Raw genomic sequence first — 24539 nt, 5'->3', positions numbered from 1 at the left:
CACATACCGGCCTTGGGAAAACCAAAACTAAAAACATCGCCTTCGCGCTCTATCGCCTACGCGAACTTCCACGCCTGCGTACGATGCAGCTCGATTCCTACTTCCTCGATATGACACGCCTGTGCACTATCGACTCCGCCCTTAACAAGCTAGGCGCACCCACTCCCGAGATTCTCCAACGCGTCGACGAAGCCCTTTGTGAGTTCTTCACACCCACCAGCCCAGCAGAAGTCTTGCCTTCTAGCCGTGCCATCCGCACCTTTATCCATGACCTCATCAAACTCCTCGCCCCAGAAATAGATCCTGAAAAAGGCGAGGAAGAAGCCAACAACTCCTACTCCACTTACCCTGTGCCCGGTGGAAAAGAAGCCATTAGCGCCGAATACGAACCAGCAACTGCCTATGAGCTCGACCAACGCATAAAGGACACCGCCGAGAAACTGGAGATAACTCCGGCAGAAGCGCTCGAAAAACTCATCCGTGGAGAGGCTAACTCCGAGACCATCGTCATCCTGAATATGTACCGCGCCTCGGATATTCCCAATGCACCCGCTTTCATCCAGGGTGCCGGCTGGGTCTCTCCCGAGATCGCAGATTCCTTCGAGCCAAAGGTCGTACGTGACATGGCCAAGGCCGCTACCGCGGAGAGCCCTAGCTACACCACACCTTCTACCATCGGCGCTTTCATCGAAGGCCGCGATGGCACTTGCCGCATGCCACACTGCGACAGACCCGCGCAGGACTGCCAGAAGGATCACCGCATCAACTTTGCCGAAGGCGGACCAACCGCAGGCTCGAATCTCGCGAGCCTCTGCCAGCACCATCACAACATCAAGACCGATGGCCGAGCCAACTACATCATGGACCCACTCACCGGGGACATCGTCTGGCTCTTCGACGATGGGCACTGGGAGTATGACGAACCGACCGGCCCGCTAGCGCCCAAGAAGCGCAACTGGGTACAAACGTTTGCCCAAGCCATTGAATCCCGGCGAAGGGAGGCGCACGCTAAGTGTTTGAATGACGAAGTGCCTTAAGCGCCTCGGTGGCCTTCAGATTCGGAAGGTAAGCATGGACCACCGCGAGGCCAATCGCTGGGAGGGATAACTCATCCTCATAACACAGGAACCACTTGTGCTCCTCCGGCTGGAACTTGCGCTTGCTTGCGGCTAAAGACCGAAAGCCGTAAAGCGGTTCCATCTGCTCGCCGAGTTTCATCAGCAGTGAATCTAAGGTCGAAGGATTTTCGGTCGTCCCTGCCAACGGAGCGCCCGAAAGCGAAATCCATTCACAGCCCTCACCCGCCGCGATAACCAGTGCCTCAGAAATCAACAGCTCCATGACCCCTTTGAAACCTCGCTCATTACGGCGCATCACATCGAGGGTGTAGCCCACCAACTGCCCATCACGCCGCACCGGCAGCCAGCTGGTCATGCCGTGCACCAGACCATCATCGTCTAGAGCCAAAAGGAGACGAGTACCTGAAACCTGCATCTCGTCGATACCTCCCAGAGTAAAGCCCATCTCCGGAAGGGCCTTCTCGCCGACCCATTCTTCGCTTAGCGTGACCAAAGCGGCGGCAACAGCAACATCGAGTTGATCCCACGTGGTCCACACGGTTCTCACGCCTTCTTTTGCTGCCTTATTTCGCGCGGTGCGGATATTCTGGAACTTCTTGCCCTTGAACTCCGTGTTTTCACAGCTCAACACCGCCTCGTCCGCGACCTGAAGCCGCTTCAATCCAGGATGAGAAACCGCGAAATCGCTTGCCACCGAATACCACGCAGGAGTTAGTCCCTGAGATTTGACGAACTCCTCGAACTCGCGAGAGATGTCATCGCCAACCGGTCCACCCAATGTCAAAGCAACGCCATTGGAAGCGCGATATGCCACGAAGGAATCGCCAGCGAAGAAATATCTGTTTCCCTCCCACAAGGTCATGAAGGATAGGTGGTCGCCAGTTCGGCGCTGCAGGATTTTCCGTGCCCGCGAGCGGTCCGATTCCCGTTGCGGGTCCGAGGGCGCGGAGAAGCACCGCCACAGCGCCCAAATGACGCACAGCCACCACACGTTGCCGACCCACGAATAGACAAACCAGCCAAATCCACTTGCCGGCACCAATTCATGGGGAGAGACGAGCGTTATTACTACAGGCAAGAAACGCAACGGCCACTCCGCCAACGCTGCGCTTAGCGACGCCCCGCCCACAAAGGCAGACTTCAACAACAAGGTAGAAAGCAACCAGGTGGCAGAACAAATAAGGAATACCCCGCCCAGCCAAGCCGCGTGCTTTTTAATAATCTGCGGCGCTTCACGAACTTGGAAGAGCCGGCGGGAGTACATGAGCACAGCGAGGCAGAACAACCAGGGCAACAGGGCTTCAAACAGGTTAAGCCCGTAGATGAAGAAACCGTCTTGGTCTAGGTCCCACAGCTGAACGAGCAGGAAGGCCAAGGAAGCAACTTGGATGAGGCACGAAAGTACCCACGCAGCATGGCGGCCACGCACGAGCCCGAAACACAATACAAGTTGGATAAGCAGCGGCATGAGGTTGGCAAGCAAGGGACCGACACCATGCATGCGTGCGACGTCAGCCGCGGATATACAGTCCCTGGACGTTTCGTCGAGAGTGCAGAGAACCTCAACCGCGACGTCGGAAAGCGCAGGCCCCCACATCAGCTCGGTGAGGAGGGAAAATGGGCCTTCGGCGATTGGATTGATAGCAACCAGCACCGGGCTAATGGCAACCGCGATGAGGATGAAAGCTACGAGCACGCGCCGCTCGCGCAACGAGGGCTTTGCGGTCTCCCGCGGATGACGCCACAGGCCTAAAAAAAGGCCGAATACCGCGGCGGTAAGTCCCAAGATGTCGGCCATCGAACCAGCATAAAAGACGTTCGTGAACGCAAGAACGAGGATGATAACCCGAAAACGGCGCTTCCACAGGCGCGGCATCTTCGCCGAGGCATACATCGCAGAGCCGAAAATCCAGCCTATTGGTGTAAAGAGGTAGCTGTTGAGGAGATCGTCGCCCCATCGGTTCAGGCCCGATACTTCGACGCCTCGCGCGATGAAAAAGGCAATCGGTAACGAAAGAAACTGAAGGAAAAGGCCAACGACGAGGTATTTCCTGCTGCCCAAGACTCGCTCGGCAGGGCCACCGAAAAGAATGGCGAAGAAGGTTACAACGACGGATCCGCCAATTGTGACGGTGGTCAAACCGGTTGCCTCAACCCAATCATTGTCCACGAAGTGGAGAACCCACATGACCACAATCAGGAGCAAAGTTACGGGAAATTGCTTAAGTATGAACATCGTTGTCCTCGATTCCATGGAATGGGTCATGGATGGCTGTAAGTCCCCCGCGGCGCGCAGCAAAAGCGAAGGATTGACGCAGTGCTGGGCGCCACACCCCGAAGGAGTGGCCACCGCTTAGAGCACCGACATAAGTCTTTCCGCCTGCCCCGCGAACGAGCTCAGCAAGTTGGTTTTGAGCAGCAATCGCGGGCTTGTCCTTGTCGCCTGCAAAGAAGACGACACTGAGCCCGGGATAGCGATTTTTCTTCAGCAAGAAGGCCGGATTTTGCGCCTGGAAGGCTTGCTCATCTCCGCCAAAGAACTTCTGGACGGTATCGGCATGCTTGCCGATGGTCGGCTCCGCCTCACCGGAGAAGTCCAAATACGTTCCGAAGGCCTCGGGATGGTTGGTGGCAACCTGCAAAGTACAGGTACCTCCGTAGGAAAGGCCGCCGAGAGTCCAATGCGACTGGTCTTCGTCAACGCGCAATTGCTTTTTGATCTGGGCTGGAACGTCTTTGGTCAGATAGGTCATTACCTTGGCGGATTGAGAGTCCGCGCAAACAGGGTTAGCGGTTTCAGAACCGGTGGCGTCAACTGCTACGACGATGGGCGATACTCCCCCGTTTGCCTTCTGAAATTCATCGGCGGTCTGTGCGGCTTCGCCAGTTCCAAACCACTGGGTTGGGCCACCGGGATTGCCATGGAGCAAAACGAGCACCGGCAGGCGCTTTCCGCTCCAATAGGCTGGCGGCAAATAGGCGGTAGCTTCGCGGGCTTTGAATCCTTGGCTTGGTAAGTCGAGATGAACCAGACCGGCGGAATTGCCCGCATGCGAGGCTAGTTCGGAGGCGGGAATAGTTTGGGCCACCGGTCGCGGATCGAGGGAACCGACCGTGGAATAGGTCTGGTACTCGAGGTTGACTAGCCCGACGACCGCAACGAGTGATGCGATGCCCGCGAGCGTCGTGGAAAGTTTCGGCTTACGCAGCAGTGCGGCGAGGCAGATACCAGAGGCGACGAAGACATGAGCAGGGATATCCCAATGCTGGAGGAAATACCAGGCACCAACCGATATAAACAAAGCCAAAACAACAGGCACAATCTTGCGCGCCCATGCAACAACTATCGCGGAAAGAACCACGATGACCGCATATATCGCCCCATTTACGGGTTCGGCCAGCGGCAGGCCAAGGAGGAAATTCACTCCTAAATCATAGGCCTGCGCTGGCCAAATAGGCTGTTAAGTACCTGGGAGGTCGGTACTTATACGCTGCGGGCGCGCTTGACGACGTCGGGAAGCTGCGCCAGGACGTACTCGACGTCGGCAGGCGTTGTGTTCCTACCAAGGGTAAAACGCAGCGAACCGATTCCATCAGAGTCGGACACATTCATCGCCTCAAGGACGTGCGACATGCGGTTGACGCCCGAGTGGCAGGCGCTGCCGGTCGAGGCCTCGATGCCCAAGGAATCGAGCAACATGATGAGGCTGTCGCCATCGGTGCCGGGGAAGGACACATGCAGGTGCGAAGCCAACATAGGTTCCTCGCAATTGAGGATGACGTTGTCGATGCTGGAGAGAATGCCGGCACGCAGCTGGTTACGAAGAGCACCGACGCGCTTGGTCTCGGAATCGATCTCAGAGACAGACTCCTCGAGCGCAGCCGCAAGAGCAGAAGCACTGGCGACGTCCACGGTGCCGGGGCGGATGCCCCTTTCTTGGCCGCCTCCGAAAGCGATGGGCTGCGGGGCTGGGCTGCGTTTTGCAAGCAGCAAGCCGATGCCACGTGGGCCGCCGAACTTGTGGGCGCTCGCCGCGAGCGTGGTAGCACCGAGCTCGTGGAAGTCGATGGGCAGCTTGCCTGTGACCTGAACTGCATCGATGTGAACTGGGGTGCCAACTAAGTTTGCGCGGCGCACAATCTCGGCAACTGGCTGGATGGCACCGGTCTCGTTGTTTGCCCACATGCAGGTGGCAACGTCGGCAGGCGTATCTAGTGCGGAGAAGTCGCTGACGTGGGAATAACGATCGACGGGCAGAAGATCGACCTGTGCATCCGGCAGCTGGGCAACGCTATCGCGAACGGCTGGGTGCTCGATAGGAGTCGAAACCACGCGGTTGGTGGTGCCCAGACGGTACAGGCCTTGGATGGCGATGTTGTCGGCTTCGGTGCCGGAGGAAGTGAAGATGACCTCGATCGGCTCACAGCCAAGAATATCCGCGACTTTCTCGCGGGCGTCGTCAAGCACGGAGCGAGCCTTTCGGCCCGAGGCATACTGCGCGCCGGAGTTTACCGCGCCAGAGGCGGCAACCCACGCATCGATGGCCACCTGGCGCATCGGCTGAGTAGCCGCATAGTCAAAGTAGTGCGACATTACTTGCGGGACTCCAGCTCAGCGACCAAAGCCGGGGAAATCTCGTGGACGTCACCAACGACGCCGAGGTCAGCGATCTGGAAGAAAGGCTCGTCCTGATCCTGGTTAACCACAACGATGGTGCCGGAGGTCTGCATGCCGGAGGTGTGCTGGATAGCACCGGAGATGCCAAGCGCGATGTACAAATCCGGGGAAACCGTGACGCCGGTCTGGCCCACCTGGTGTGCTGGGTCGTAGAAGCCCTGATCGACTGCATCGCGGGTGGCACCGACGGCACCGCCGAGGGCGTCGGCAAGCGGCTCCACGATGGTGGAGAAGTTGTCGTCGACGCCGCGGCCACCAGAGACAACTACCTTCGCGGCAGTCAGCTCCGGACGAGCAGACTTCTCATGCGGGGTAAAGGAGGTGACGGTGACGTCCTTGGCAGTTGCGGCCGGCAGGGGCATCGGCGCCGGAGCGGCGGCTACCGGCTGCGGATCCGCGGCGATTGCGCCTGGGCGCAGGGTGTAGATCGGGCTCGCGCCAGATGCTGTCGCAGTAGTCTCGTAGGAACCGCCGAAGATGGTCAGGTGCGCGGAGCCGTCGGCGTTAATCTCGTCGACGTTGACGAGGGCGCCGGAAGCCAGACGCGCGGAAAGGCGGCCGGCAATCTCGTTGTTGGTCGGGGTCGCAGCTAGCACGATTGGGGCTGGGTTCGCGGCGGCGAGGGCGTGCAGGGCATCGACCTCGGGCAGGATGATGCGGTGCTCGTAGTCCTCAGCGCTTGCCTGCACGATCTGTGCGGCGCCAAGGGCGGCCAGCTCGGAATCGAAGGCATCTGCTTGCTTGCCGACGACGACTGCGGAAACGGTACCCAGCGCACGCGCTGCGGTAATCAGCTCACCGGTAACAGGGCTAAGGGCGTTATCTTCGTGCTCTACAAGTACGTATACGTGAGACATTTTCGGCTCCTAGATAAGGTTCTTCGCGGCGAGGAAGTCGGCAATCTGCTTTGCGGCTTCCTGCGGATTCGGCTCGGTGATGACCTCACCCGCGGTGCGGGCAGGACGCTGGGCGGCGGCTGTCACCGTGGTGGTTGGTGCCACGGCATCGATGCCAAGGGAGGCCACGTCGAGGGTGGTGATCTCGGCCTTCTTGGCCGCCATGAGTCCCTTGAAGTTCGGGAAGCGCGGCTTATCGGCCTTATCGGTGAAGGTCGCGATGGCTGGCAGGGCTGCCTCCAGCTCCCAGTGGCCGTGAGCGTCCTCGCGCACACCGCGCAGGACGCCGCCCTCGAGGCTCAGGGACTTCAGCTCGGTCATCGCCGGGAGCTGACGGTACTCAGCGAGCAGGCCAGCCAGCAGGCCGGTGGAAGCATCAGAGGAGTAGTTGCCCAGGGTGATGATCTGGACGTCCTCGATAGTGTTGATGGCCGCGTTGAGTGTCCAGGCGGTGGAGAGTGCATCGGCGCCGGAAAGGGCGTCGTCAAGCACGTGTACTGCGTCGTCTGCGCCCATCGCAAGGGCCTTGCGCAAAGCTTCGTCAGCGCCGGCGGGGCCCATGGTCACTGCGACGACGCGGAAGTCTGGGTTTGCTTCCTTGATGCGCAGGGCCTGCTCGACGGAATACTCGTTGACCTCGTCGATGACGTTGTCGACGCTCGTGCGGTCGAGGGTGTGGTCTTCCTCGAGGGACTTGGTGGACCAGGTATCCGGTACGTGTTTGACCAGAGCCACGATTGCGGGCATTGGACACTTCCCTTTCCGATAGATTTATGTTGCGTAATTATCCTCGGACGATACTACTCGTGGTCCGCACAGCAACGCGATTCCCTTAGTTCCGATGCGTGTCATGATGACGGCCATGGAACGGCTTCCTTTGAGCTTAAGCTTCTTCCGCAACTGATCGGGGTCGACGTCTAGACCGCGGACCAGTATCTCGAGGGAGCCAGCATCGTGTGACTGCAGTGCGGCTTTGAGTTTCTTGACTGGCACCGCCTCGATGAATTCAAATCCGGACGTGCCTGCCGGGATGCGTTGCCCTGTCAGGTAAGCGATGCGCGGGTCCAGCTGGTGGAGGCCTTCGCGCTTGGCGTAGTGACGCACGAGCCCCGCGCGTACAACCGCGCCGTCTGGGTCCATGATGTAGGTGCCAATGTCGTCGGCTTCGGGCAGGTCGGCCTCGTCGAAGTCGGTGTTGGAGAGAACATCAGCCTTTCCGCCTTTGATCATGACTGCGCTGCGGCCAACGCCCAGGCCGGGTGTATACAGGCAGGCCTCTTTGACGTTGCCGTCGACGCTGGCGACGGATACTAAACCTTGCCAATCTGAAAAGTCGAGGCCGGGGGCACACTTGACGGCGAGTTCGCACTCGTGTGCCGCCAGAAGATCGGGCAACGGCGGCAGGAGCTTTGCGGGATCGGTAATGCGTTTGCCGCCGCTTCGGCGCGCTGGATCGGCGATGATAACGGGTGCCGTTGAGCTCTGCGTCAAAGCGTCTGCGCAGAAGAAGGGATGCGGGGTGTTGTGCTGCGCCATCTTGATGCGCGAACGGTCGAGGTCAGAGCCTACATATTTTCCTGGAGCCCACGCAGCCCCTTCGGTACCGATGGAACAGGTGACATCGTGGACGAGTTCGACCCCCAGGCTTGTCAAGAAAGCGGCACGATGTTTGGCTACCTCGAGCGGGGTGGCCTGCTGCACGGAATCGGAGTCCATAAGCCAGTCGCTGGGCAGCTTTTTACTGTTTCGGGCTTTGATGAGTTCGGCTACGGCACGGGCGTGCTCACCGAATTGTTGCTGGAGCTTGGCGACGTCGCCTAATTGGGAAGCCTTGCTGAATTCAAGGTCAAGGCCCGCTATCTCCGGTTGGTGCTGGACTAAGAAGTCGATCTCGGCGAGGGTATAACTCATATTCTGTCTACGGGTTGAGTGCTGAAGAATTCGCGGTAGCGCGGGTCGTGCTCGGGGTCGCCGATGATGGGGCGAAGGTCGGAGAAAGAGGCGTCGTCAAGCGCTTCTCGCACCGTGGAGTAATTGCTCAGGCGCAGCATTTGCGCCCAAGTGGGAAGAGCCAAGCGGACAAGCCCGGCGCGCCACCCGTCGAGGACGAGGCGGGGCGGGAACCATCCGGCGTCGTCTGCCTCCGTGGTATCGCCGTCGGGCTCTTGGCCTTCCGGTAGAACGGCGATGAAGAAAAAGGTATCGAACCATTGTCCGCAGTCTTCGCCCGCCCACCGAGACCACGGCATGAGCATGTCGGCGTCGGCGCGCATGCCGTTGTTCATGAGGAATTCGGTAAAGGAAATCTCGTGAGTTTCCAGCATGACGCGTTCGCGGTGATAGCGCGAGGCGTCGGAGACGATTCCGTCATCGCGAACGGCGAGCAAGGTACCGGATTCCTCGAAGAGTTCTCGGATGGCGGCGAAGACCAAGGCATGGGTCTTGTATTTGGTAACGCCCATGCGACGGGCCAAGGAAATAACGGAGCGGCCCGCCCAGAGATCGCCGGAACTCCACATTCTTGGCGGGAAATCGCGGGGGTCTACTCCCCCGCCCGGAAACACTGCGTGCCCCGGGTAATTGCGCATCGTGGAGACCCGTTCCTGGAGCCAAACCTCGAGCCCTTCTTGGCCGTCGCGCAGCAGCAGGACGGTAGCGGCCAAGCGTCCACCGTTAAAACCGGTGGTTTCGCTGTGGTCGATCGCGTCAAGGCGCTCGTGAATGGGTCGGGTCATGCAAAGTTCCGTTTAGCGTATGCGGCGAGCGAAGTAACGTTCACCGATTCGATCCACCTGAATTGGTTGGTGGAAAGCCTGCGTAAGGTTTTCTGAGGTAAGGACCGTATTGATTAGTCCCTTCGCCACGACCTTACCCTCATCGAGGATCATCGCATGGGTAAATCCATAAGGGATTTCCTCGACGTGGTGGGTAATCATGACGATTGCTGGTGCATCGGCATCCATTGCCAGCTCGCCCAAGTAGCCCACGAGATCCTCGCGGCCTCCTAGGTCCATGCCGGCGGAAGGCTCGTCGAGGATGAGTAGCTCAGGGTTGGACATAAGGGCACGTGCCAAGATGACGCGCTTCTTTTCTCCCTCCGATAGGGTTCCCCAGGTGCGCTCGGCCAAGTGGCGGGCGCCCACCTGGTCAAGGATTTCGAAGGCGCGGCTAAAGTCCATGTCTTGGTACTCCTCGCGGAAGCGTCCCAGGACTGCGTAGCCGGCGGAGATAACGAGGTCGTCGACTCGTTCGCCGTCGGGAATGCGGTGCTGTACTGCGGCGGAAGAAATGCCGATGGCGGCACGCAAATCGCGCATGTCGGTCTTGCCGATCTGCTCGCCCATCAAAAAGGCAGTTCCTTTAGAAGGAAACTCTTCCGCAGAGGCAATGCGGACCAAGCTGGTCTTGCCGGCGCCGTTTGGGCCGATGATGACCCAACGCTCGTCGAGCTCTACTTGCCAATCGACTGGACCCACCAAGGTTTTTCCGCCACGGCGCAGCTCGACGCCGCGGAAGTCGATGAGCCAATCTTCGTCAGTTACGGGCATTGTTTCGTTATTCACAGCATTCACGTCCTATATTGTTGCGGAAATTCTGGTTGCCCGGTGAAACTGACACAGCTGCACTACTCTAAAGGGCATGACTACACGCCTCGCCATCGATGATGTCCGTCCTAGCTTCTCTCCCACTAAGGCCGTGGTTAATGAGGTGGTTCCGGTAACCGCGTTGGTCTGGCGGGAAGGCCATGATGCGGTGTCGGCAACCCTTTCGGTGTGGAATACCGAATCCCCTTCGGTTTCCTCGGTGACCATGGACCAAGACCCAATTGACCCTGACCGTAGGCATGGTGTGTTTACTCCGCTTACCTGTGGGCGCTGGTTCTTCCGTATCGATGCGTGGTCAGACCCGATGGCAACGTGGCGCAATGCGGTGGAAAAGAAGATGGCTGCGGGGCAGACGGCCGCCGAGCTTTCCAACGATCTCCTCCATGGCGCGGAGCTTTTTGAGCGGGCGGGAATGCCCGATGTTGCTAAGTCGCTAGCGAATGAGTCTTTGGACCTGTCCTCGCGCGTCGAGGCAGCGCTTTCCGACGCCGTGGCAAAGAAACTGCATGCGCACCCCTTGCGGGATTTGCTCGTGGAAGGCGAGGTCCACGAGGTACTGGTCGAGCGCCGAGAAGCGCTTTATAACTCTTGGTATGAGCTCTTCCCGCGTTCTACGGGCGGTTGGGATGAAGAAGGCAACCCAGTCCACGGCACTTTCAAGACCACGGCCAAAGCGTTGGAGCGAGTCGCAGACATGGGCTTCGACACAGTGTATTTCCCGCCGATTCACCCCATCGGAAAGGTTCACCGCAAGGGCAAGAACAACTCGGTGGTGGCTGAACCGGGCGACGTCGGCTCGCCGTGGGCAATTCAAGATCATTCCACCACTCACCCAGACTTGGGCACGATGGACGATTTCAAAAAGCTGGTTTCTCGCGCGCAGGACCTGGGGCTCGAGGTAGCGCTGGATCTGGCGCTCCAGGCCGCACCGGATCATCCGTGGGCCAAGACGAACCCAGAGTTTTTCACGGTCTTGGCTGACGGCACCATCGCTTATGCGGAGAATCCGCCGAAAAAGTACCAGGACATCTATCCCCTGAACTTCGACAACGACCCAGACGCGATCTACAACGAGATCTTCCGCATCGTGATGATCTGGATCGAGGCGGGCGTAACCACCTTCCGCGTGGATAACCCGCACACCAAGCCGGCAAACTTTTGGACCTGGCTCATAGACAAGGTGCACGTGACCCATCCGGAGGTCATCTTCCTTGCGGAGGCCTTTACCCGCGCGCCACGGCTGTTCGGCTTGGCGAAGGCAGGCTTTACCCAGTCCTATACCTATTTCACCTGGCAAACCTCGAAGCGCGAGCTGACCGAGTTTGCCAAGATGCACGTGGAGCAGGCGGATATTTGCCGCCCCAACCTCTTTGTGAATACGCCTGACATCCTGCACGAGTCTTTGCAGACCGGCGGGCGGGCCATGTTCGCTATCCGCGCGGCTTTGGCCGCGACTCTGTCTCCGCTATGGGGCGTGTACTCCGGCTATGAGCTTTATGAGCACGAGGCCGTGGCGCCGGGCAGTGAGGAGTACATGGACTCTGAGAAGTACGAGCTGCGCCCGCGCAACTTCCAGGAGGCGGCTACCCGTGGCGCATCGCTGGAATCCTATATTCGCCTTCTCAATCTCATCCGCCGTGAGAACCCCGCGCTGCAGCAACTGCGCAACCTCAAATTCCACGACGTCGATAACGAAAAAATCATTGCCTACTCCAAGGCAGATCCTGCGACGGGCAACGTGATCCTGGCCGTGATCAACCTGGATCCGCGCAATGCCCAAGAAGCCACCGTTACCGTAGAAATGGAAGCGATCGGCAGAGCCGACGGTGACGTCTACACCGTCCACGATGCCATTACCGGCGCCGCCTATAACTGGTCCAACCGCAACTTCGTGCGACTCGAACCAATGCGCGACGTCGCCCATCTGTTCGTGCTGCCGCAGGCTGACCCGCATTCCTTGGACCGCCTTGCCTGGCGCGACGTCAACGATTATCGACCTTAAGTCCTGTCTCCTTCGATTTAGGTAACGTGAACACATGAACATTCCGGAAGCAGATCTCGCCCGCCTCAACGAGTGTCGCCACCATGCCCCACATGACTTTTATGGCTGGCACGACGGCACGGTTTTAACTCGTCGCCCCGGCGCCGAGAAGGTGGAGCTGGTCACCGAAACTGCCGTGCACGAGATGAATGCTGTAGGCCACGACCTATGGGAGAGCGCACTAGACCAGGAGCAGGATTACCGTTTCCGGGTGACTTACCCAGGCCAGGCTCCGGTCGAGGTGGCCGACGGCTACCGGTTCTTGCCCACTGCCAGCACTTTCGATCTGCACCTGATTTCGGAAGGTCGCCACGAGCGGCTTTGGGAGGTACTTGGCGCGAATCTGCACAGCTACGACACGCATTTGGGCCGGGTTGAAGGTGTTTCGTTTGCGGTGTGGGCGCCGAATGCCAAAGGCGTTGCCGTAGTAGGCGACTTCAACGGCTGGAATCCCGCGCAGTCGCCGATGCGCTGTTTGGGCGCAACCGGGGTCTGGGAGCTCTTCGTCCCCGGCATCGGTCCCGGCGAGCGCTATAAGTTCGCGATTCAAACCGCGGACGGCCGGCGCATCGATAAGGCTGATCCGATGGCGAAGCAAACGATTGCTCCGCCGGAGACAGTCTCGGTAGTCATGGCAAACGATTACGAATGGAATGACTCCGCATGGATGGATGCTCGTAACGGCAATCTCGATGTACCGATGAGCATCTACGAGCTGCATGTGGGTTCTTGGAAGCAAGGCGCCGACTACAACAGACTGCGCGCTGAGCTCATCGATTACGTCCTCGAGCATGGCTTCACCCACGTCGAGCTGCTTCCGGTGGCAGAGCACCCCTTCGGCGGTTCTTGGGGCTACCAGGTCTCGGGCTACTACGCTCCGTCGGCACGCTGGGGCTGCCCGGATGAGTTGCGTGCGCTTATCGACGCCCTGCATAACGCCGGCATCGGCGTCCTCATCGACTGGGTCCCAGCGCACTTTCCCAAAGACGAATTTGCACTGGGACGCTTTGACGGCCAGGCACTCTACGAGCACCCCGACCCCCGCCGCGGCGAGCAGGCCGACTGGGGAACCTACGTCTTTGACTTTGGCCGCAACGAGGTGCGCAACTTCTTGGTAGCAAATGCGCTGTATTGGGCCGAAGAATTCCACGTCGACGGCCTGCGCGTGGATGCGGTGGCCTCGATGCTTTACTTGGACTACTCACGTGAAGTATGGCTGCCCAACCAGTACGGCGGACGCGAAAACCTGGAAGCGGTACAGTTCTTGCAGGAGACAAACGCTACCCTGCAACGCCTGCATCCCGGCGTGCTGACCATCGCCGAGGAATCGACCTCTTGGCCGGGCGTTACTGCTCCCACCTCGGAGGACGGCCTCGGCTTTTCCCTGAAGTGGAATATGGGCTGGATGAATGACACCCTCGAGTACTTCAAGCACGAGCCCATCTACCGCCAGCATCATCATGGCGAGCTGACTTTCTCCATGGTCTATGCCTATTCGGAACGCTACGTGCTGCCGTTTAGTCACGACGAGGTCGTCCATGGCAAGGGCTCGCTGTGGACGCGCATGCCTGGCGACGATTGGAACAAGGCCGCAGGCTTGCGTGCGCTGTACGGATATATGTTCTCGCATCCGGGCAAGAACCTGCTGTTTATGGGGCAAGAGTTTGGCCAGGTCGCGGAGTGGAACGAATCCAGCTCTGTGGACTGGGCCAACCTCGAAGGCTGGGGCGGTGAGTGGCATCGAGGCATCAAGCGCTTAGTGCGCGATATCAATATCGTTTACAAAGACACCCCTGCCCTGTGGTCCCAGGACTTTACGCAGGATGGTTTCCAGTGGGTCAAGGCTGATGACTCGAACAATAACGTCTTGGGTTACGTGCGCTACGGCAACGATGGCTCGGCGCTGCTCGCCGTGTGCAATTTCTCAGGCAACTCCATTCCGAACTACCACATGTGGCTGCCCCGCGACGGCGCGTGGGAGTTGCTGCTCAACACCGACGACGCCGTCTACGAGGGCGCGGGCAATGACTTGGCACATAAGGTGCACTCCACATCGAATTCCGCGGATCTACACCTCCCGGCCAACTCCGTGCAGTGGTACCGCTTTGTGGGCTAGCTGACCCAGGTGTCGACCTTGGCGTAAATCTCCGGCATCCGGCCGTCGACCCGCTTGCCGGCGATAAACGCCACCAGTGCGTGGACGATAGCCGGTACGGCAAGGCTCAAGATGACACCGACTGCTAGCAACGGAGCCTTGTCTTGGGTAACGGCGATGCCTAGGCAAACAAGACCTGGGGCCACGGCAATCCAGCCGAAGATGAGTCCGAAGAGGCTGGCCACAAAGGCGGGTGCGGAGTAGCCAGACTTATCAGTCCACGCATTGGTACCCGGCGCGGAGACGGGATAAGGGTTATACACCGACAAAGCGAGTGCGCAGGAGCTTACGGAAAGCAGCATTCCTATTGCAGCACAACCAAAGGCCAATACCTTCAGGCGTTCAGGGCTGATGATGAGCGCCAGGATGACGCAAATGAGGATGACAACTGCAGAAGGCGTCAGGTGCGCGCGATGGCGGGCCAGCAGAAATTTGCTTGGTGCACAAGGTGCCATCATCTTCAGCCAGCCGGAGGGGCCATCGTAGCCATAGTCGTTGACGCCGAGCAGGCCGCCCAGGAGACCGAGCATCACGAGCACGCCTAAACCAGCGGTCAAGTTGCCGTTAAAGATGTGGTAGAGACAGAATCCTGCGAGCACCGGCATGAAGATCAAGGTATTTACTAGGCGCATATCGCGGACGATATAAAGCAACGAGCGCGAGTACTCCATCATGGCGGGACTGCGATAAGCCAGGCCCATCAGGCGGAGGCGGGATACGCCGTGCTCCTTTGTCTTTGTGGCTGGCGCAGGCCGGGCGTGCTTTTGGCTTTGGGCGAATTCTGTTTTGATTAAGTGCCGCCAGACCGCGAAGAGCCCCACTGCGGTGAGAATAGCGATTAGAAGCTGTGCGAGTGCTTCCATGTAAGAGCCATTGCCAAGCGCTGTGGCCCAACCGGTCGCTGCGGTAAACGGCGTCCACGCGGCATACTTGCCGATGGTGCCGAGCGGCACTGCATCTTCAATCTGGCCGTTTAAGAGAATGACGCAGAGCATCAATACGGTGCCGAGAATGCCGCCAATGAACTTGCTGCGATCACTTTCCAAGCTGACCACGTTGCTGGCAACGCTCATCAGGCACTCCGACAAACAGATAGTGATAAACCACGAAAGCGCCATGCCGAGCACGAATGCGGGTATTGCAATGACATTGAAGTCACCGATGCTCACGAGCATGATCGCACCGACGATTGCCCAGATGATGCTAAAACCTGCAGAAAGCCAGACGCGGGAGTTAAGGAAAGAAATGCGCAGCATGGCGGGCCGGACCTCTTCTAAAGAAAGCGGCAGGCCCTTCAAGGTATCGGGGTAAAGCTGCTTTTCACCGGCGGGCATGATTATCGCGAGCATGAGGTACATCGCTACGCCGAGGAGGTTGACTGTGGTGAGAGCGTGAGCATTGCGCGTGCCTTCGCTCAGATCTAAGCCGGCCATAAACCCAGTGTTGGCGAGACCAATCAGGCCATAGATGGCGAAGAGGAGCACCATCATCCACTGCGCGGTGTTTTCCTTGAAAGTCCTGCTCCATAGTGTGCGGTGTAGCTTGACGAGGGTTTTGCTGGTGTCCATCACGGCCTAGTTTCCACCCAACCACTGGAAGGCGTTGGAATCGAGATCGGCGCCGCCGACGAGCTCGATGAAGACGTCAGTGAGGCTCTTGTCACCGCGGACCTCATCGACGGTGCCGGAGGTAAGCACTTGGCCATCATTAATGATTGCCACGGAGGTACAAAGTCCTTCGACTAGGGACATGACGTGGGAGGAAATCACCACGGTGCCACCCCGGGCAGCGAAGTTCACGAGCACGTTTTGGATGAGGCGGCCGGATACTGGATCGACTGCCTCGAGCGGCTCATCGAGGATGAGCACCTCGGGATTATGGAGTACTGCGCCGGCAAGCAGAATCTTCTTGGTCATGCCAGCGGAATAGTCGGCGATGCGTTTGGAGGCGGCGTCGTCAAGCGCGAGCACGTGCAGGAGCTCGGCGGCGCGGCGCTGTGCCTCCCCCTCGTCGAGCTTGCGTAGCGCGCCCAAGTAGTAGAGATACTCGGCGCCGGTGAGGCGGTCGAATACGGGTGCGCCGTCCATGAGCAAGCCCATCGATGCCTTCGCAGGGATTGGATCGTGCCACACGCGGTGACCGGCAACGAATGACTCGCCGCTATCGGGGCGCAGAAGACCGCAGCCCATGGTCAGCATGGTGGTCTTGCCCGCACCGTTGGGGCCGACGATGCCATAAATAGAACCCCGCGGGACGTCGAGATCTAGATTGCGGACGGCGGGAGAACCATTGAAGGATTTGTTAAGGCCACGGATTGCAAAGGCTTGCTGCCTAGGATCGGACGAAATCGGTGCTCGGTGCGGACTAGTCATGCACCGCATTTTATTAGAAAATGTTACCTATTTCTAGGTATTTAGTATCTAAATTAATTATGGCGCGCAATCAATTCTTTGACGCGGGCATCAATATCGTCGCGCAGCTCGACCATCCTTTGCTTGCCCTCCACGCCACGCTGGGAGGGATCTTCAATCTCCCAGCGCTCGGCGGGTCCATCGTACTCGGCGCCACCGACGATGATGACGTGATCGACATTGGCGGCAAGTTCCGGATCAACCGGCTTGGGCGTGCCCTCAGACATGTCGGCGCCCACTTCGGCCAGGCAATGGGATGCCTCGAGATTTACATCGCCGGACTGCCCCGGTTCGGTCACTTGCACGCCGGCCGAATAGACCTTCCACGAGGGAGCATGCAGCTTCGCCAAAGCTGCGGCCATCTGGGACTTGCCGCGGTTGGAATTACAGAGGAATAGTACTTTCGTCATAGGCTCGCAGTATAGCGAGAACTACTTGTAGTACATCTCAGAGCCGTCTTTGTAGCGCTCCAAATCAACCTGCTGCGTTGGCTGCAGGCGCTCGTGGGCTGGGTTCTCCACGTCTGGCATGCGCAGGTTAACGGTGCTGTCCTTGCCAGAATCAGCGTATGGTTCCTCACCGTTGAGTACCTTCGTGACGCGGTCCATGTCCACGGTCTTGGTCCAGCGGCCAACCAGGATGGTTGCGAGCGCGTTGCCGGCAAAGTTGGTCAGAGCGCGAGCCTCGGACATAAAGCGGTCGATGCCCATGATGACGTCGACGCCGCCGAGGAGCTCAGGGCGGTGGGACTGCAAGCCCGCAGCCAGCGTTGCGATGCCGGCTCCGGAGACACCCGCTGCGCCCTTGGACGCGATGATCATAAAGACCAGCAGGCCCACCTGCTCGCCCAAGTTCATCGGCATATGCATTGCCTCGGAAATGAAGATGGCGGAAAGCGTCAGATAAATAGCGGTGCCGTCCAGGTTGAAGGAATAACCGGTCGGTACAACGATACCCACGGTCGGCTTCTCCACGCCGAGGTGTTCCAGCTTGCGCATGAGGTTCGGCAATGCGGATTCAGAGGAAGAAGTAGCAACGATGAGCAGGAACTCGCGGCCCAGATACTTGCAGAGCTTCCACATGCTGATACCGCCGAATACACGGGCGATGAGGCCGAGTACCACGAATACGAAGAGGAAGCAGGTGATGTAAAAAGCCAGCATCAGGGTGGCCAAGGACTTCACGGCATCCATGCCGGTCTCACCAACGACGCCTGCCATAGCTCCGAAAGAGCCGAGCGGAGCCAGCCACAAAATCATGTTGAGGATCTTGAAGACGAGGCGCTGCAGGCTGGCGACGAAGCCAAGAATAGGTTCGCCTGCTTCGCCCATGGACTGCACGGCGAAGCCACACAGTAACGCGATAAACAGGACCTGGAGAACAGATCCCGAGGTAAACGCCGAGAACATGGTCTCTGGGACGATGGAGCTGACAAAGCCCCAAAGACCCTCGCCTTCCGCACCTGCCTTGATGTACTTAGAGCCATCACCGCCGCTAATATGAAGGCCAGCGCCGGGATCGATGAAGTTTCCGACCACGAGGCCGATCGCCAGCGCAAAGGTGGACATCGTGATGAAGTACGCCAGAGCGATGCCGCCGGCCTTACCGACCGATGCCGCAGCGCGCACCGAGCCGATGCCCAGCACGATGGTGCAGAAGATGATTGGCGCGATGACCATCTTAATGAGGCTGACGAACATCGTGCCCAATGGCTTGAAGTTAACGGCAACGCCCGGGGCGACTAGACCCAAGGCAATACCGGCAATCACCGCAACGATGACGCCGATGTAGAGCCAGTGGGTACGGTCCTTCTTCGGGGCTTTGGGCTCCGGGATTTTTGGACCATTAATTGGTTGCAAAGTCGGCATAGAGCACTCCCTTTTAATTGGCCTTTTAATTGGCTCTGTCAAGGATTTCTGCCCTGATAATAGAACCGGATAAAAGCGATCCAGAAATTCCAGAAAGCCGGGGGTGCTCTAGTTACCCCTTCGCTAATAAAGAGCGCTTGCGAGCTTGGTGCGCGCTTGCAGGACACGGGAATCGGAGGCGTCGAAAAGCGCGAAGAGCTCGAGCAAGCGAACCTTGAGGGCTTGCTTGTCGTCGCCTGCGGTTCTTTGCATCGCCGAGATGAGGCGCTCGAAGGCTTTCTCGGGCGCACCGGCGACGACCTCGGCGTCGGCGGCATCGCACTGCTTGGCGACGTCGGCTGGCGCAGCGTCGGCAGCAGCAATCGGGTCCTCGGTGCGGTTTGCTGGGTCCAGACGACGCAAAACCTGGGTGGTGTTGCGGGCCTGCTTGACCTCGGCGTTGTCTGGATCGTCGGCCAAAATGGCGTCGTAGTGGGCGATGGCTGCGTCGAAATCGCCGTGGTTTAGGGACTCCTCGGCGGCCTGCACGCGTGGGTCCGCGGCAGTTTCTGGTTCTGGGGTCTCGGTGCTGAGACCACTCAATTGCGGCCCAAGCTTCTCGACGAGCGTGGCAGTCCACTGCTCCAGCGCATCCTTGGGCTGGGCTCCCTCGAAGTTGGTAATCGGCTGGCCGGCAGCTAGGGCGACGGTGGTCGGCAGGTTTCGCACGCCAAAGACCTGCGCTACCTGCGGGATAGCATCAGCGTCGATGTAGCCAACGATGAACTTGAGCCCACCGGCCTCTGCGACAGCGCGCAGGTCATTCTTCAGTTGCTCGGAGGCGGGCGAACGCGAAGAACCGATGAGCGCAATAACGGGGACCTCGGCGGAACGGCGAATCAATTCGGATTCGAAGTTAGCCTCGGTTACCTCGAAAAATGCAGATACCCCGGAAGGCGCTTCCTCAGTCTCCTTTTGCTGCTTCAGCGCGCCCAAGTCAAGGGCACCGCCTACATAAGGTCCGGTCACTTGTTTTCCTCCAAACGTCGATTCACAGACTCCACCTTTTGCGTCAACTGGCCAGTCACACCTTCGCGGATATCGGCCTTGACTACAAGCGAGGTACGCGGCGAAACCTTGCGTACCGCATCGGTGGCTTCCTTGATTACGGCAAAGACCTCATCCCATTCGCCTTCTATAAGGGTAAACATGGCATTGGTCTCGTTGGGCAAGCCGGATGCGCGCACCACGCGGACGGCTTCGGCGACGGCTGCAGACATCTCCGCAGTTTCCTCGCCCACCACGGTTGGCGCGACAGAAAAAGCAACAATCATGCCCGCTATCCTACCTACGCTCCCAGCAGTGACGGTGCCAGTGGCGGCGGTCATCTTCCCTGCCGCCTGTATCACGCGGCCAAGCCACGATATGGGCAACGCGAGGCGGAATATTTTGGTTGCAGCCGGGGCAGATATAGAACTTTGTAGCTGCAGCGCTGCCGATGTGGCGCATAACGAAGGGCTCGCCGTGGGTCCACTTTGGGCCCTCGACGGTCTGCGAGCCTAGAAAAGTAGAGCCATCCTTAGGCAGCGGGCGCGGGCTGACGCGGTTTCTCCTGTTGCGGCGTGGCATTAGAAAAGACGTAGCTCGTTCGACTCAATGCCGCGCAGATCTTGGTAGTCAAGGATGACGCAGCGAATACCGCGGTCCTCGGCCAGCGTACGGGCCTGCGGCTTGATTTCCTGGGCTGCAAAGACGCCTTGCACGGGTGCCAGTAGCTCGTCACGGTTGAGAAGCTCCAGATAGCGTGTGAGCTGCTCGACGCCGTCGATACCACCGCGGCGCTTGACCTCAACCGCAACGAACTTATTGTCTTGGTCTTTGGCCATGATATCGACTGGTCCAATTGCAGTTGGATACTCGCGGCGCACGAGTGAATAGTCCTCGCCCAGGGTATCGATGTGCTCGGCGAGCAGCTCCTGCAGGTGCGCCTCGACGCCGTCCTTAACAAGCCCCGGATCCGCGCCCAATTCGACGGAGAAGTCTTGGTGAATCTCCGCGATCGTGATACGCAGCTGCTCGCCCTTGGGGTTTTCAACGAGCCACAGCTGTTCGCCAGTGTCCTCGCCGTCGATGTCAGTGATGGCGGATTCCTCCAGCGTGCACGGCGGAGTCATCCAATTCAGCGGCTTATAAGCGCGGTCGTCGGCGTGGATCGACACGGAACCGTCTGCCTTGACGAGGATGAGGCGATCGGCGACGGGCAAATGGGCATCCAAACGGCCGACATAATCAACTGAGCAACGAGCGATGACTAAACGCATGCTCTCTACCCTATAGGTAGCCGCCTACTCCTTAGTAAAACGGGTAGCGCGCTGGCGCAGACGCCGATAGTCAGGACGTTGCAAGCGCTTGGAAGGCGCCGCCTCAATCCAGGCGGTAAGACCCATGATTCCGTGTAGGTCAGTGGCGATTTCGTATTCCTGATCCGCGAAGGAAAAGCGGATGACCTGGTTGGCGGCGGACATAAAAGCAGCCTCGTCATCGTCTAATTGACGAGTGCCAATTAGTTCGACGCCGAGGCGATTGAAACGAAGGTCTGCTTGGACCGAAACCGAGCGCAGCTTGAAGTACTCCACGTATTCTCCGTTATAGCGCATCACGCCATGACGCCAAGAACGAGAGTTTTTAGCGGGAAGGGTTCTCAGCAATACAGAGGTCCCGCGCGCACGCAACTTGAAAAAGCGGCGAGCAGCAAGCATAAGACACAAAAGGATAAAAGCCGCCACGATGAGGAACAACCAGCCTAGACCTGAAATGTTCATATCCTGCCGCTCCTTTTAATCCTGAACCTAAAAGATATTAGACAAAATTCTAGTATCTTCCCCTGCCGTTATGCCACTAAACCCCGCAGCAAAAGCCAACGAAAAAGCGCCCCACCTTTCTGGTGAAAGAAAGGTGGGGCGCTTATGAGAGCGGAAGGGCTTTGCTGCCCGTTACTCTACCTAGCCCTTGGCGCGACGAAGTGCTCGCTGAGCGGCTTCACCACGGTTGTGGACAATAAACTCCTCGGACTTCTGGTCTTCGGAAGCCTGTGCCTCATCAACTTCAGTGGACCAAGTAGCCCAGTTGGCGAGGACAGTGATCTTGTCCTTGGACACGGAGAGGAAGCCACCCTGGACCGCGGCGACGAGGCGCTCGCCGTCGACTGGGTGGATGGTCACAACACCATTGTCGGCCAGCTGACCGACCAATGGCTCGTGGCCAGGAAGCACGCCGATCTCACCCTCAGTGGTCTCAGCCGTAACCAGCGTGGCCTTACCAGCCCACAGCTTACGCTCGACGGATACCAATTCAGCGGTGATGTCAGCCATGTGCCACTCCCTACTTCTCGGAAAGCTTCTTGTACGCAGCCTCGACGTCGTCCAAGCCACCCAGGCCGTTGAATGCCTGCTCTGGGTAGTGATCGAACTCGCCGTTGCAGATGCGCTCGAAAGCATCGATGGTCTCGGTCAGCGGGACGTAGGAGCCCGGCAGGCCGGTGAACTTCTCTGCGACGAAGAAGTTCTGGCCTAGGAAGCGCTCGATACGACGTGCGCGCTGAACGGTGACCTTGTCCTCCTCGGACAGCTCGTCCATACCAAGGATGGCGATGATGTCCTGGAGTTCCTTGTTCTTCTGCAGGATGTGAATGACGCGCTGCGCAACCTCGTAGTGGTGCTCGCCCACGATGGACGGCTCCAGAATACGAGAGGTCGAGGTCAGCGGGTTCACAGCCGGGTAAATACCCTTGGAAGCAATACCACGATCCAACTCGGTGGTTGCATCGAGGTGGGCGAAGGTGGTGGCCGGAGCCGGGTCGGTGTAGTCATCCGCAGGGACGTAAACGGCCTGCAGAGAGGTAATCGACTTGCCCTTCGTGGAGGTAATGCGCTCCTGCAGGACACCCATCTCGTCAGCCAAGGTTGGCTGGTAGCCAACGGCGGAAGGCATACGACCCAGCAGGGTCGAAACCTCAGAGCCAGCCTGGGTGAAACGGAAGATGTTGTCAATGAACAGCAGCACGTCCTGGTTCTGCACATCGCGGAAGTACTCCGCCATGGTCAGGCCGGACAGAGCCACGCGCATACGGACTCCTGGCGGCTCATCCATCTGGCCGAACACGAGGGCGGTGTCCTGGAGAACGCCCATCTCTTCCATCTCGAGGAAGAGGTCGGTGCCCTCACGGGTACGCTCGCCGACGCCGGCGAAGACGGAGGTACCGGAGAACTCGCGTGCGATACGAGTAATCATCTCCTGGATGAGAACGGTCTTACCAACACCTGCACCGCCGAAGAGGCCGATCTTGCCGCCCTTCACGTACGGGGTCAGGAGGTCGATAACCTTAATACCGGTCTCCAGGATTTCGGTTTTGCCCTCGAGCTGGTCGAATGCTGGCGGCTCACGGTGGATGCCCCACTGCTCGCCGTCGCGGCCCAGACCAGGCTGGTCGAGGCAGTCGCCCAGTGCGTTGAAGACGTGGCCCTTGACCACATCGCCGACTGGAACGGAGATTGGCTTGCCAGTATCGGTCACGGTAGCGCCGCGGACGAGGCCGTCGGTCGGTGCCATGGAAACGGTACGGACGAGGTTGTCACCGAGGTGCTGAGCGACCTCGAGGGTGACGGTCTTTGCAACAGCCTCGAGAGAAATCTCGACGGTCAGTGCGTTGTACAGTGCCGGCAGTCCGCCACGCGGGAATTCCACGTCGACGACCGGACCGATGACGCGCACCACACGGCCGGCAACAGCCGACGACTGTGTGTTCTGCTCTTGCAGAGCTGAAGTCATAATCTAGTCACTTTCTGCGCTTTCGGCGAGCGCCCCAGCGCCACCGACGATCTCTGTAATTTCCTGGGTAATCTGTGCCTGACGAGCCTGGTTGGCCACGCGCGAGAGGTCCTTGACCAGCTCGGTTGCATTGTCAGTAGCAGACTTCATTGCGGTACGGCGTGCTGCGGACTCGGAAGCGGAAGCCTCCAAGAACATCGCAAAGAGGATACGAGAGACGTACTGCGGAAGCAGTGCCTCCATAAGAGTGTCAGCATCCGGCTCGAACTCGAAATCAGGCGAGACCTGATCCGTAGGCTCGGAGTCGGAAAGCGCGGACTCTCCGAGGTGGAATTCCTCATCCTCAATAACCGGAACCACCGGCAACAACTGCTGTGCACGCGCGGTTTGGGTCAGCATGGACTCAAACTCGGTGTACACAACGTGAACCTGGTCGAAGCCACGGATGCCTTCGCCCTCGGTGTTGAGGCCGTCGCGGTACTTGGCAGTACCTTTGGAACCTGCAATGAAGCCGTCGATCATGTGACGACGGACATCGTGGGTGGTCTCCCAGGACGGATCCTGCGAGAAACCAGCCCAGCTGCCTGCGACATCAGCTTCACGGAACTTGTAGAAGCCAACGCCCTTATTACCCGTGACGTAGCGGACGGTCTCGTAGCCTTGCTTCTTGAGCAGGGCTTCGAGCTCGGCTGCCTTCTTGAAGATGTTGTTGTTGTAGCCACCACACATACCGCGGTCAGAAGAGACCACGAGAATAGCGGCGACCTTGCCATCTTCACGTTCACGAAGCATCGGGTGATCCAGCGAGCTGGCCGCTGCGAGCTTGTTCATCACATTCGCAAGCTCGTGTGCGTAAGGCTGTGAAGCCTCAACCCTAGCCTGTGCCTTGGTAATGCGCGAGGTAGCAATGAGCTCCTGTGCCTTGGTGATCTTCTTAGTGGAATTGACGGACCGGATTCGGTCGCGCAGTTCACGAAGATTAGCCATGGTGTTCGCTCCT

23 protein-coding genes are annotated in these 24539 nt (G+C 58.9%); 3 read left to right on the top strand and 20 right to left on the bottom strand.

The features are described from left to right. Positions 1 to 83: 83 nt before the first annotated feature. A complete protein-coding gene (locus HMPREF3158_RS09705; protein WP_246815619.1) occupies positions 84 to 1037 on the top strand; it encodes an HNH endonuclease signature motif containing protein in 954 nt (317 codons plus the stop codon). Here HMPREF3158_RS09705 and HMPREF3158_RS09700 read toward each other — a convergent pair. From HMPREF3158_RS09700 to HMPREF3158_RS09665, 8 genes are read right to left on the bottom strand one after another with little or no spacing between them, the layout of a single operon-like run. Continuing rightward, positions 1009 to 3315, bottom strand: a complete 2307-nt coding sequence (locus HMPREF3158_RS09700; protein ID WP_235591284.1) for a bifunctional lysylphosphatidylglycerol flippase/synthetase MprF — start codon at positions 3313 to 3315, stop codon at positions 1009 to 1011. The two genes, HMPREF3158_RS09705 and HMPREF3158_RS09700, sit on opposite strands and share 29 nt — an antisense overlap. Next, a complete protein-coding gene (locus tag HMPREF3158_RS09695; RefSeq protein WP_070498340.1) occupies positions 3302 to 4504 on the bottom strand; it encodes an alpha/beta hydrolase in 1203 nt (400 codons plus the stop codon). The genes HMPREF3158_RS09700 and HMPREF3158_RS09695 overlap by 14 nt, the downstream gene beginning before the upstream one ends. 59 nt (positions 4505 to 4563) lie before the next feature. Then, on the bottom strand, positions 4564 to 5673 hold the full coding sequence (locus HMPREF3158_RS09690; RefSeq protein WP_062035274.1) for a cysteine desulfurase family protein: 1110 nt from the start codon (positions 5671 to 5673) through the stop codon (positions 4564 to 4566). After that, on the bottom strand, positions 5673 to 6614 hold the full coding sequence (locus HMPREF3158_RS09685) for an electron transfer flavoprotein subunit alpha/FixB family protein (protein WP_062035276.1): 942 nt from the start codon (positions 6612 to 6614) through the stop codon (positions 5673 to 5675). The genes HMPREF3158_RS09690 and HMPREF3158_RS09685 overlap by 1 nt, the downstream gene beginning before the upstream one ends. A gap of 9 nt (positions 6615 to 6623) precedes the next feature. Continuing rightward, positions 6624 to 7400: an electron transfer flavoprotein subunit beta/FixA family protein gene (locus HMPREF3158_RS09680; RefSeq protein WP_062035278.1), complete on the bottom strand. Its 777-nt coding sequence runs from the start codon at positions 7398 to 7400 to the stop codon at positions 6624 to 6626. Positions 7401 to 7424: 24 nt separating this feature from the next. Further along, positions 7425 to 8564, bottom strand: a complete 1140-nt coding sequence (locus HMPREF3158_RS09675) for a THUMP-like domain-containing protein (RefSeq protein WP_070498337.1) — start codon at positions 8562 to 8564, stop codon at positions 7425 to 7427. Continuing rightward, positions 8561 to 9388, bottom strand: a complete 828-nt coding sequence (locus HMPREF3158_RS09670) for an NUDIX hydrolase (protein ID WP_061922022.1) — start codon at positions 9386 to 9388, stop codon at positions 8561 to 8563. Before HMPREF3158_RS09670 ends, HMPREF3158_RS09675 begins: the two co-directional genes overlap by 4 nt. 12 nt (positions 9389 to 9400) lie before the next feature. Further along, positions 9401 to 10201 carry an ABC transporter ATP-binding protein gene (locus HMPREF3158_RS09665; RefSeq protein ID WP_061922018.1) on the bottom strand — a complete coding sequence of 267 codons (801 nt, stop codon included), beginning with the start codon at positions 10199 to 10201 and terminating at the stop codon, positions 9401 to 9403. A 91-nt stretch (positions 10202 to 10292) separates the two neighbouring features. Between HMPREF3158_RS09665 and HMPREF3158_RS09660 the strand changes: the two genes are divergently transcribed. Beyond that, the gene (locus HMPREF3158_RS09660) at positions 10293 to 12260 is read left to right on the top strand and encodes a maltotransferase domain-containing protein (RefSeq protein WP_061922015.1); all 1968 of its coding nucleotides are present in this window, start codon (positions 10293 to 10295) and stop codon (positions 12258 to 12260) included. A gap of 34 nt (positions 12261 to 12294) precedes the next feature. Further along, positions 12295 to 14415 carry a 1,4-alpha-glucan branching protein GlgB gene (glgB, locus tag HMPREF3158_RS09655; protein WP_070498335.1) on the top strand — a complete coding sequence of 707 codons (2121 nt, stop codon included), beginning with the start codon at positions 12295 to 12297 and terminating at the stop codon, positions 14413 to 14415. Here the strand turns inward: glgB and HMPREF3158_RS09650 are convergent. From HMPREF3158_RS09650 to HMPREF3158_RS09600, 12 genes are all read right to left on the bottom strand, one after another. After that, positions 14412 to 16022, bottom strand: coding sequence for a hypothetical protein (locus HMPREF3158_RS09650; protein ID WP_070498332.1), 1611 nt, complete (start codon positions 16020 to 16022; stop codon positions 14412 to 14414). The two genes, glgB and HMPREF3158_RS09650, sit on opposite strands and share 4 nt — an antisense overlap. 6 nt (positions 16023 to 16028) lie before the next feature. Then, positions 16029 to 16826 (bottom strand): ABC transporter ATP-binding protein, encoded by a 798-nt coding sequence (locus HMPREF3158_RS09645; protein WP_062035291.1) that lies wholly within the window; start codon positions 16824 to 16826, stop codon positions 16029 to 16031. Between the two features lie 53 nt (positions 16827 to 16879). Next, positions 16880 to 17275 carry an arsenate reductase/protein-tyrosine-phosphatase family protein gene (locus HMPREF3158_RS09640; RefSeq protein WP_062035293.1) on the bottom strand — a complete coding sequence of 132 codons (396 nt, stop codon included), beginning with the start codon at positions 17273 to 17275 and terminating at the stop codon, positions 16880 to 16882. A gap of 21 nt (positions 17276 to 17296) precedes the next feature. Beyond that, positions 17297 to 18733, bottom strand: a complete 1437-nt coding sequence (locus tag HMPREF3158_RS09635; protein WP_062035296.1) for a cation:dicarboxylate symporter family transporter — start codon at positions 18731 to 18733, stop codon at positions 17297 to 17299. A gap of 123 nt (positions 18734 to 18856) precedes the next feature. Then, on the bottom strand, positions 18857 to 19741 hold the full coding sequence (locus HMPREF3158_RS09630; protein ID WP_061921997.1) for a tetratricopeptide repeat protein: 885 nt from the start codon (positions 19739 to 19741) through the stop codon (positions 18857 to 18859). Beyond that, the gene (locus tag HMPREF3158_RS09625; protein ID WP_061921994.1) at positions 19738 to 20046 is read right to left on the bottom strand and encodes an MTH1187 family thiamine-binding protein; all 309 of its coding nucleotides are present in this window, start codon (positions 20044 to 20046) and stop codon (positions 19738 to 19740) included. The genes HMPREF3158_RS09630 and HMPREF3158_RS09625 overlap by 4 nt, the downstream gene beginning before the upstream one ends. Before the next feature lie 10 nt (positions 20047 to 20056). Beyond that, a complete protein-coding gene (locus HMPREF3158_RS12605; protein ID WP_083281266.1) occupies positions 20057 to 20341 on the bottom strand; it encodes a hypothetical protein in 285 nt (94 codons plus the stop codon). Continuing rightward, positions 20341 to 21033: an endonuclease NucS gene (gene nucS / locus HMPREF3158_RS09620; protein ID WP_070432852.1), complete on the bottom strand. Its 693-nt coding sequence runs from the start codon at positions 21031 to 21033 to the stop codon at positions 20341 to 20343. The genes HMPREF3158_RS12605 and nucS overlap by 1 nt, the downstream gene beginning before the upstream one ends. 24 nt (positions 21034 to 21057) lie before the next feature. Beyond that, entirely contained in the window at positions 21058 to 21534 is a 477-nt protein-coding gene (locus HMPREF3158_RS09615) for a DUF2550 domain-containing protein (RefSeq protein WP_070498330.1), read from the bottom strand. A 180-nt stretch (positions 21535 to 21714) separates the two neighbouring features. Beyond that, positions 21715 to 22083, bottom strand: a complete 369-nt coding sequence (locus HMPREF3158_RS09610) for a F0F1 ATP synthase subunit epsilon (RefSeq protein WP_061921985.1) — start codon at positions 22081 to 22083, stop codon at positions 21715 to 21717. A gap of 10 nt (positions 22084 to 22093) precedes the next feature. After that, positions 22094 to 23539 (bottom strand): F0F1 ATP synthase subunit beta, encoded by a 1446-nt coding sequence (gene atpD / locus HMPREF3158_RS09605; protein WP_062035306.1) that lies wholly within the window; start codon positions 23537 to 23539, stop codon positions 22094 to 22096. Positions 23540 to 23542: 3 nt separating this feature from the next. Continuing rightward, positions 23543 to 24526: a F0F1 ATP synthase subunit gamma gene (locus HMPREF3158_RS09600; RefSeq protein WP_062035308.1), complete on the bottom strand. Its 984-nt coding sequence runs from the start codon at positions 24524 to 24526 to the stop codon at positions 23543 to 23545. Between the last annotated feature and the right edge of the window lie 13 nt (positions 24527 to 24539).

The sequence above is a fragment of the Corynebacterium sp. HMSC06G04 genome, from assembly GCF_001807365.1.
GTDB lineage: Bacteria > Actinomycetota > Actinomycetes > Mycobacteriales > Mycobacteriaceae > Corynebacterium > Corynebacterium simulans.
Note: the sequence above shows the minus strand (reverse complement) of the source record. Positions and strands in the feature narration are given on the sequence as shown.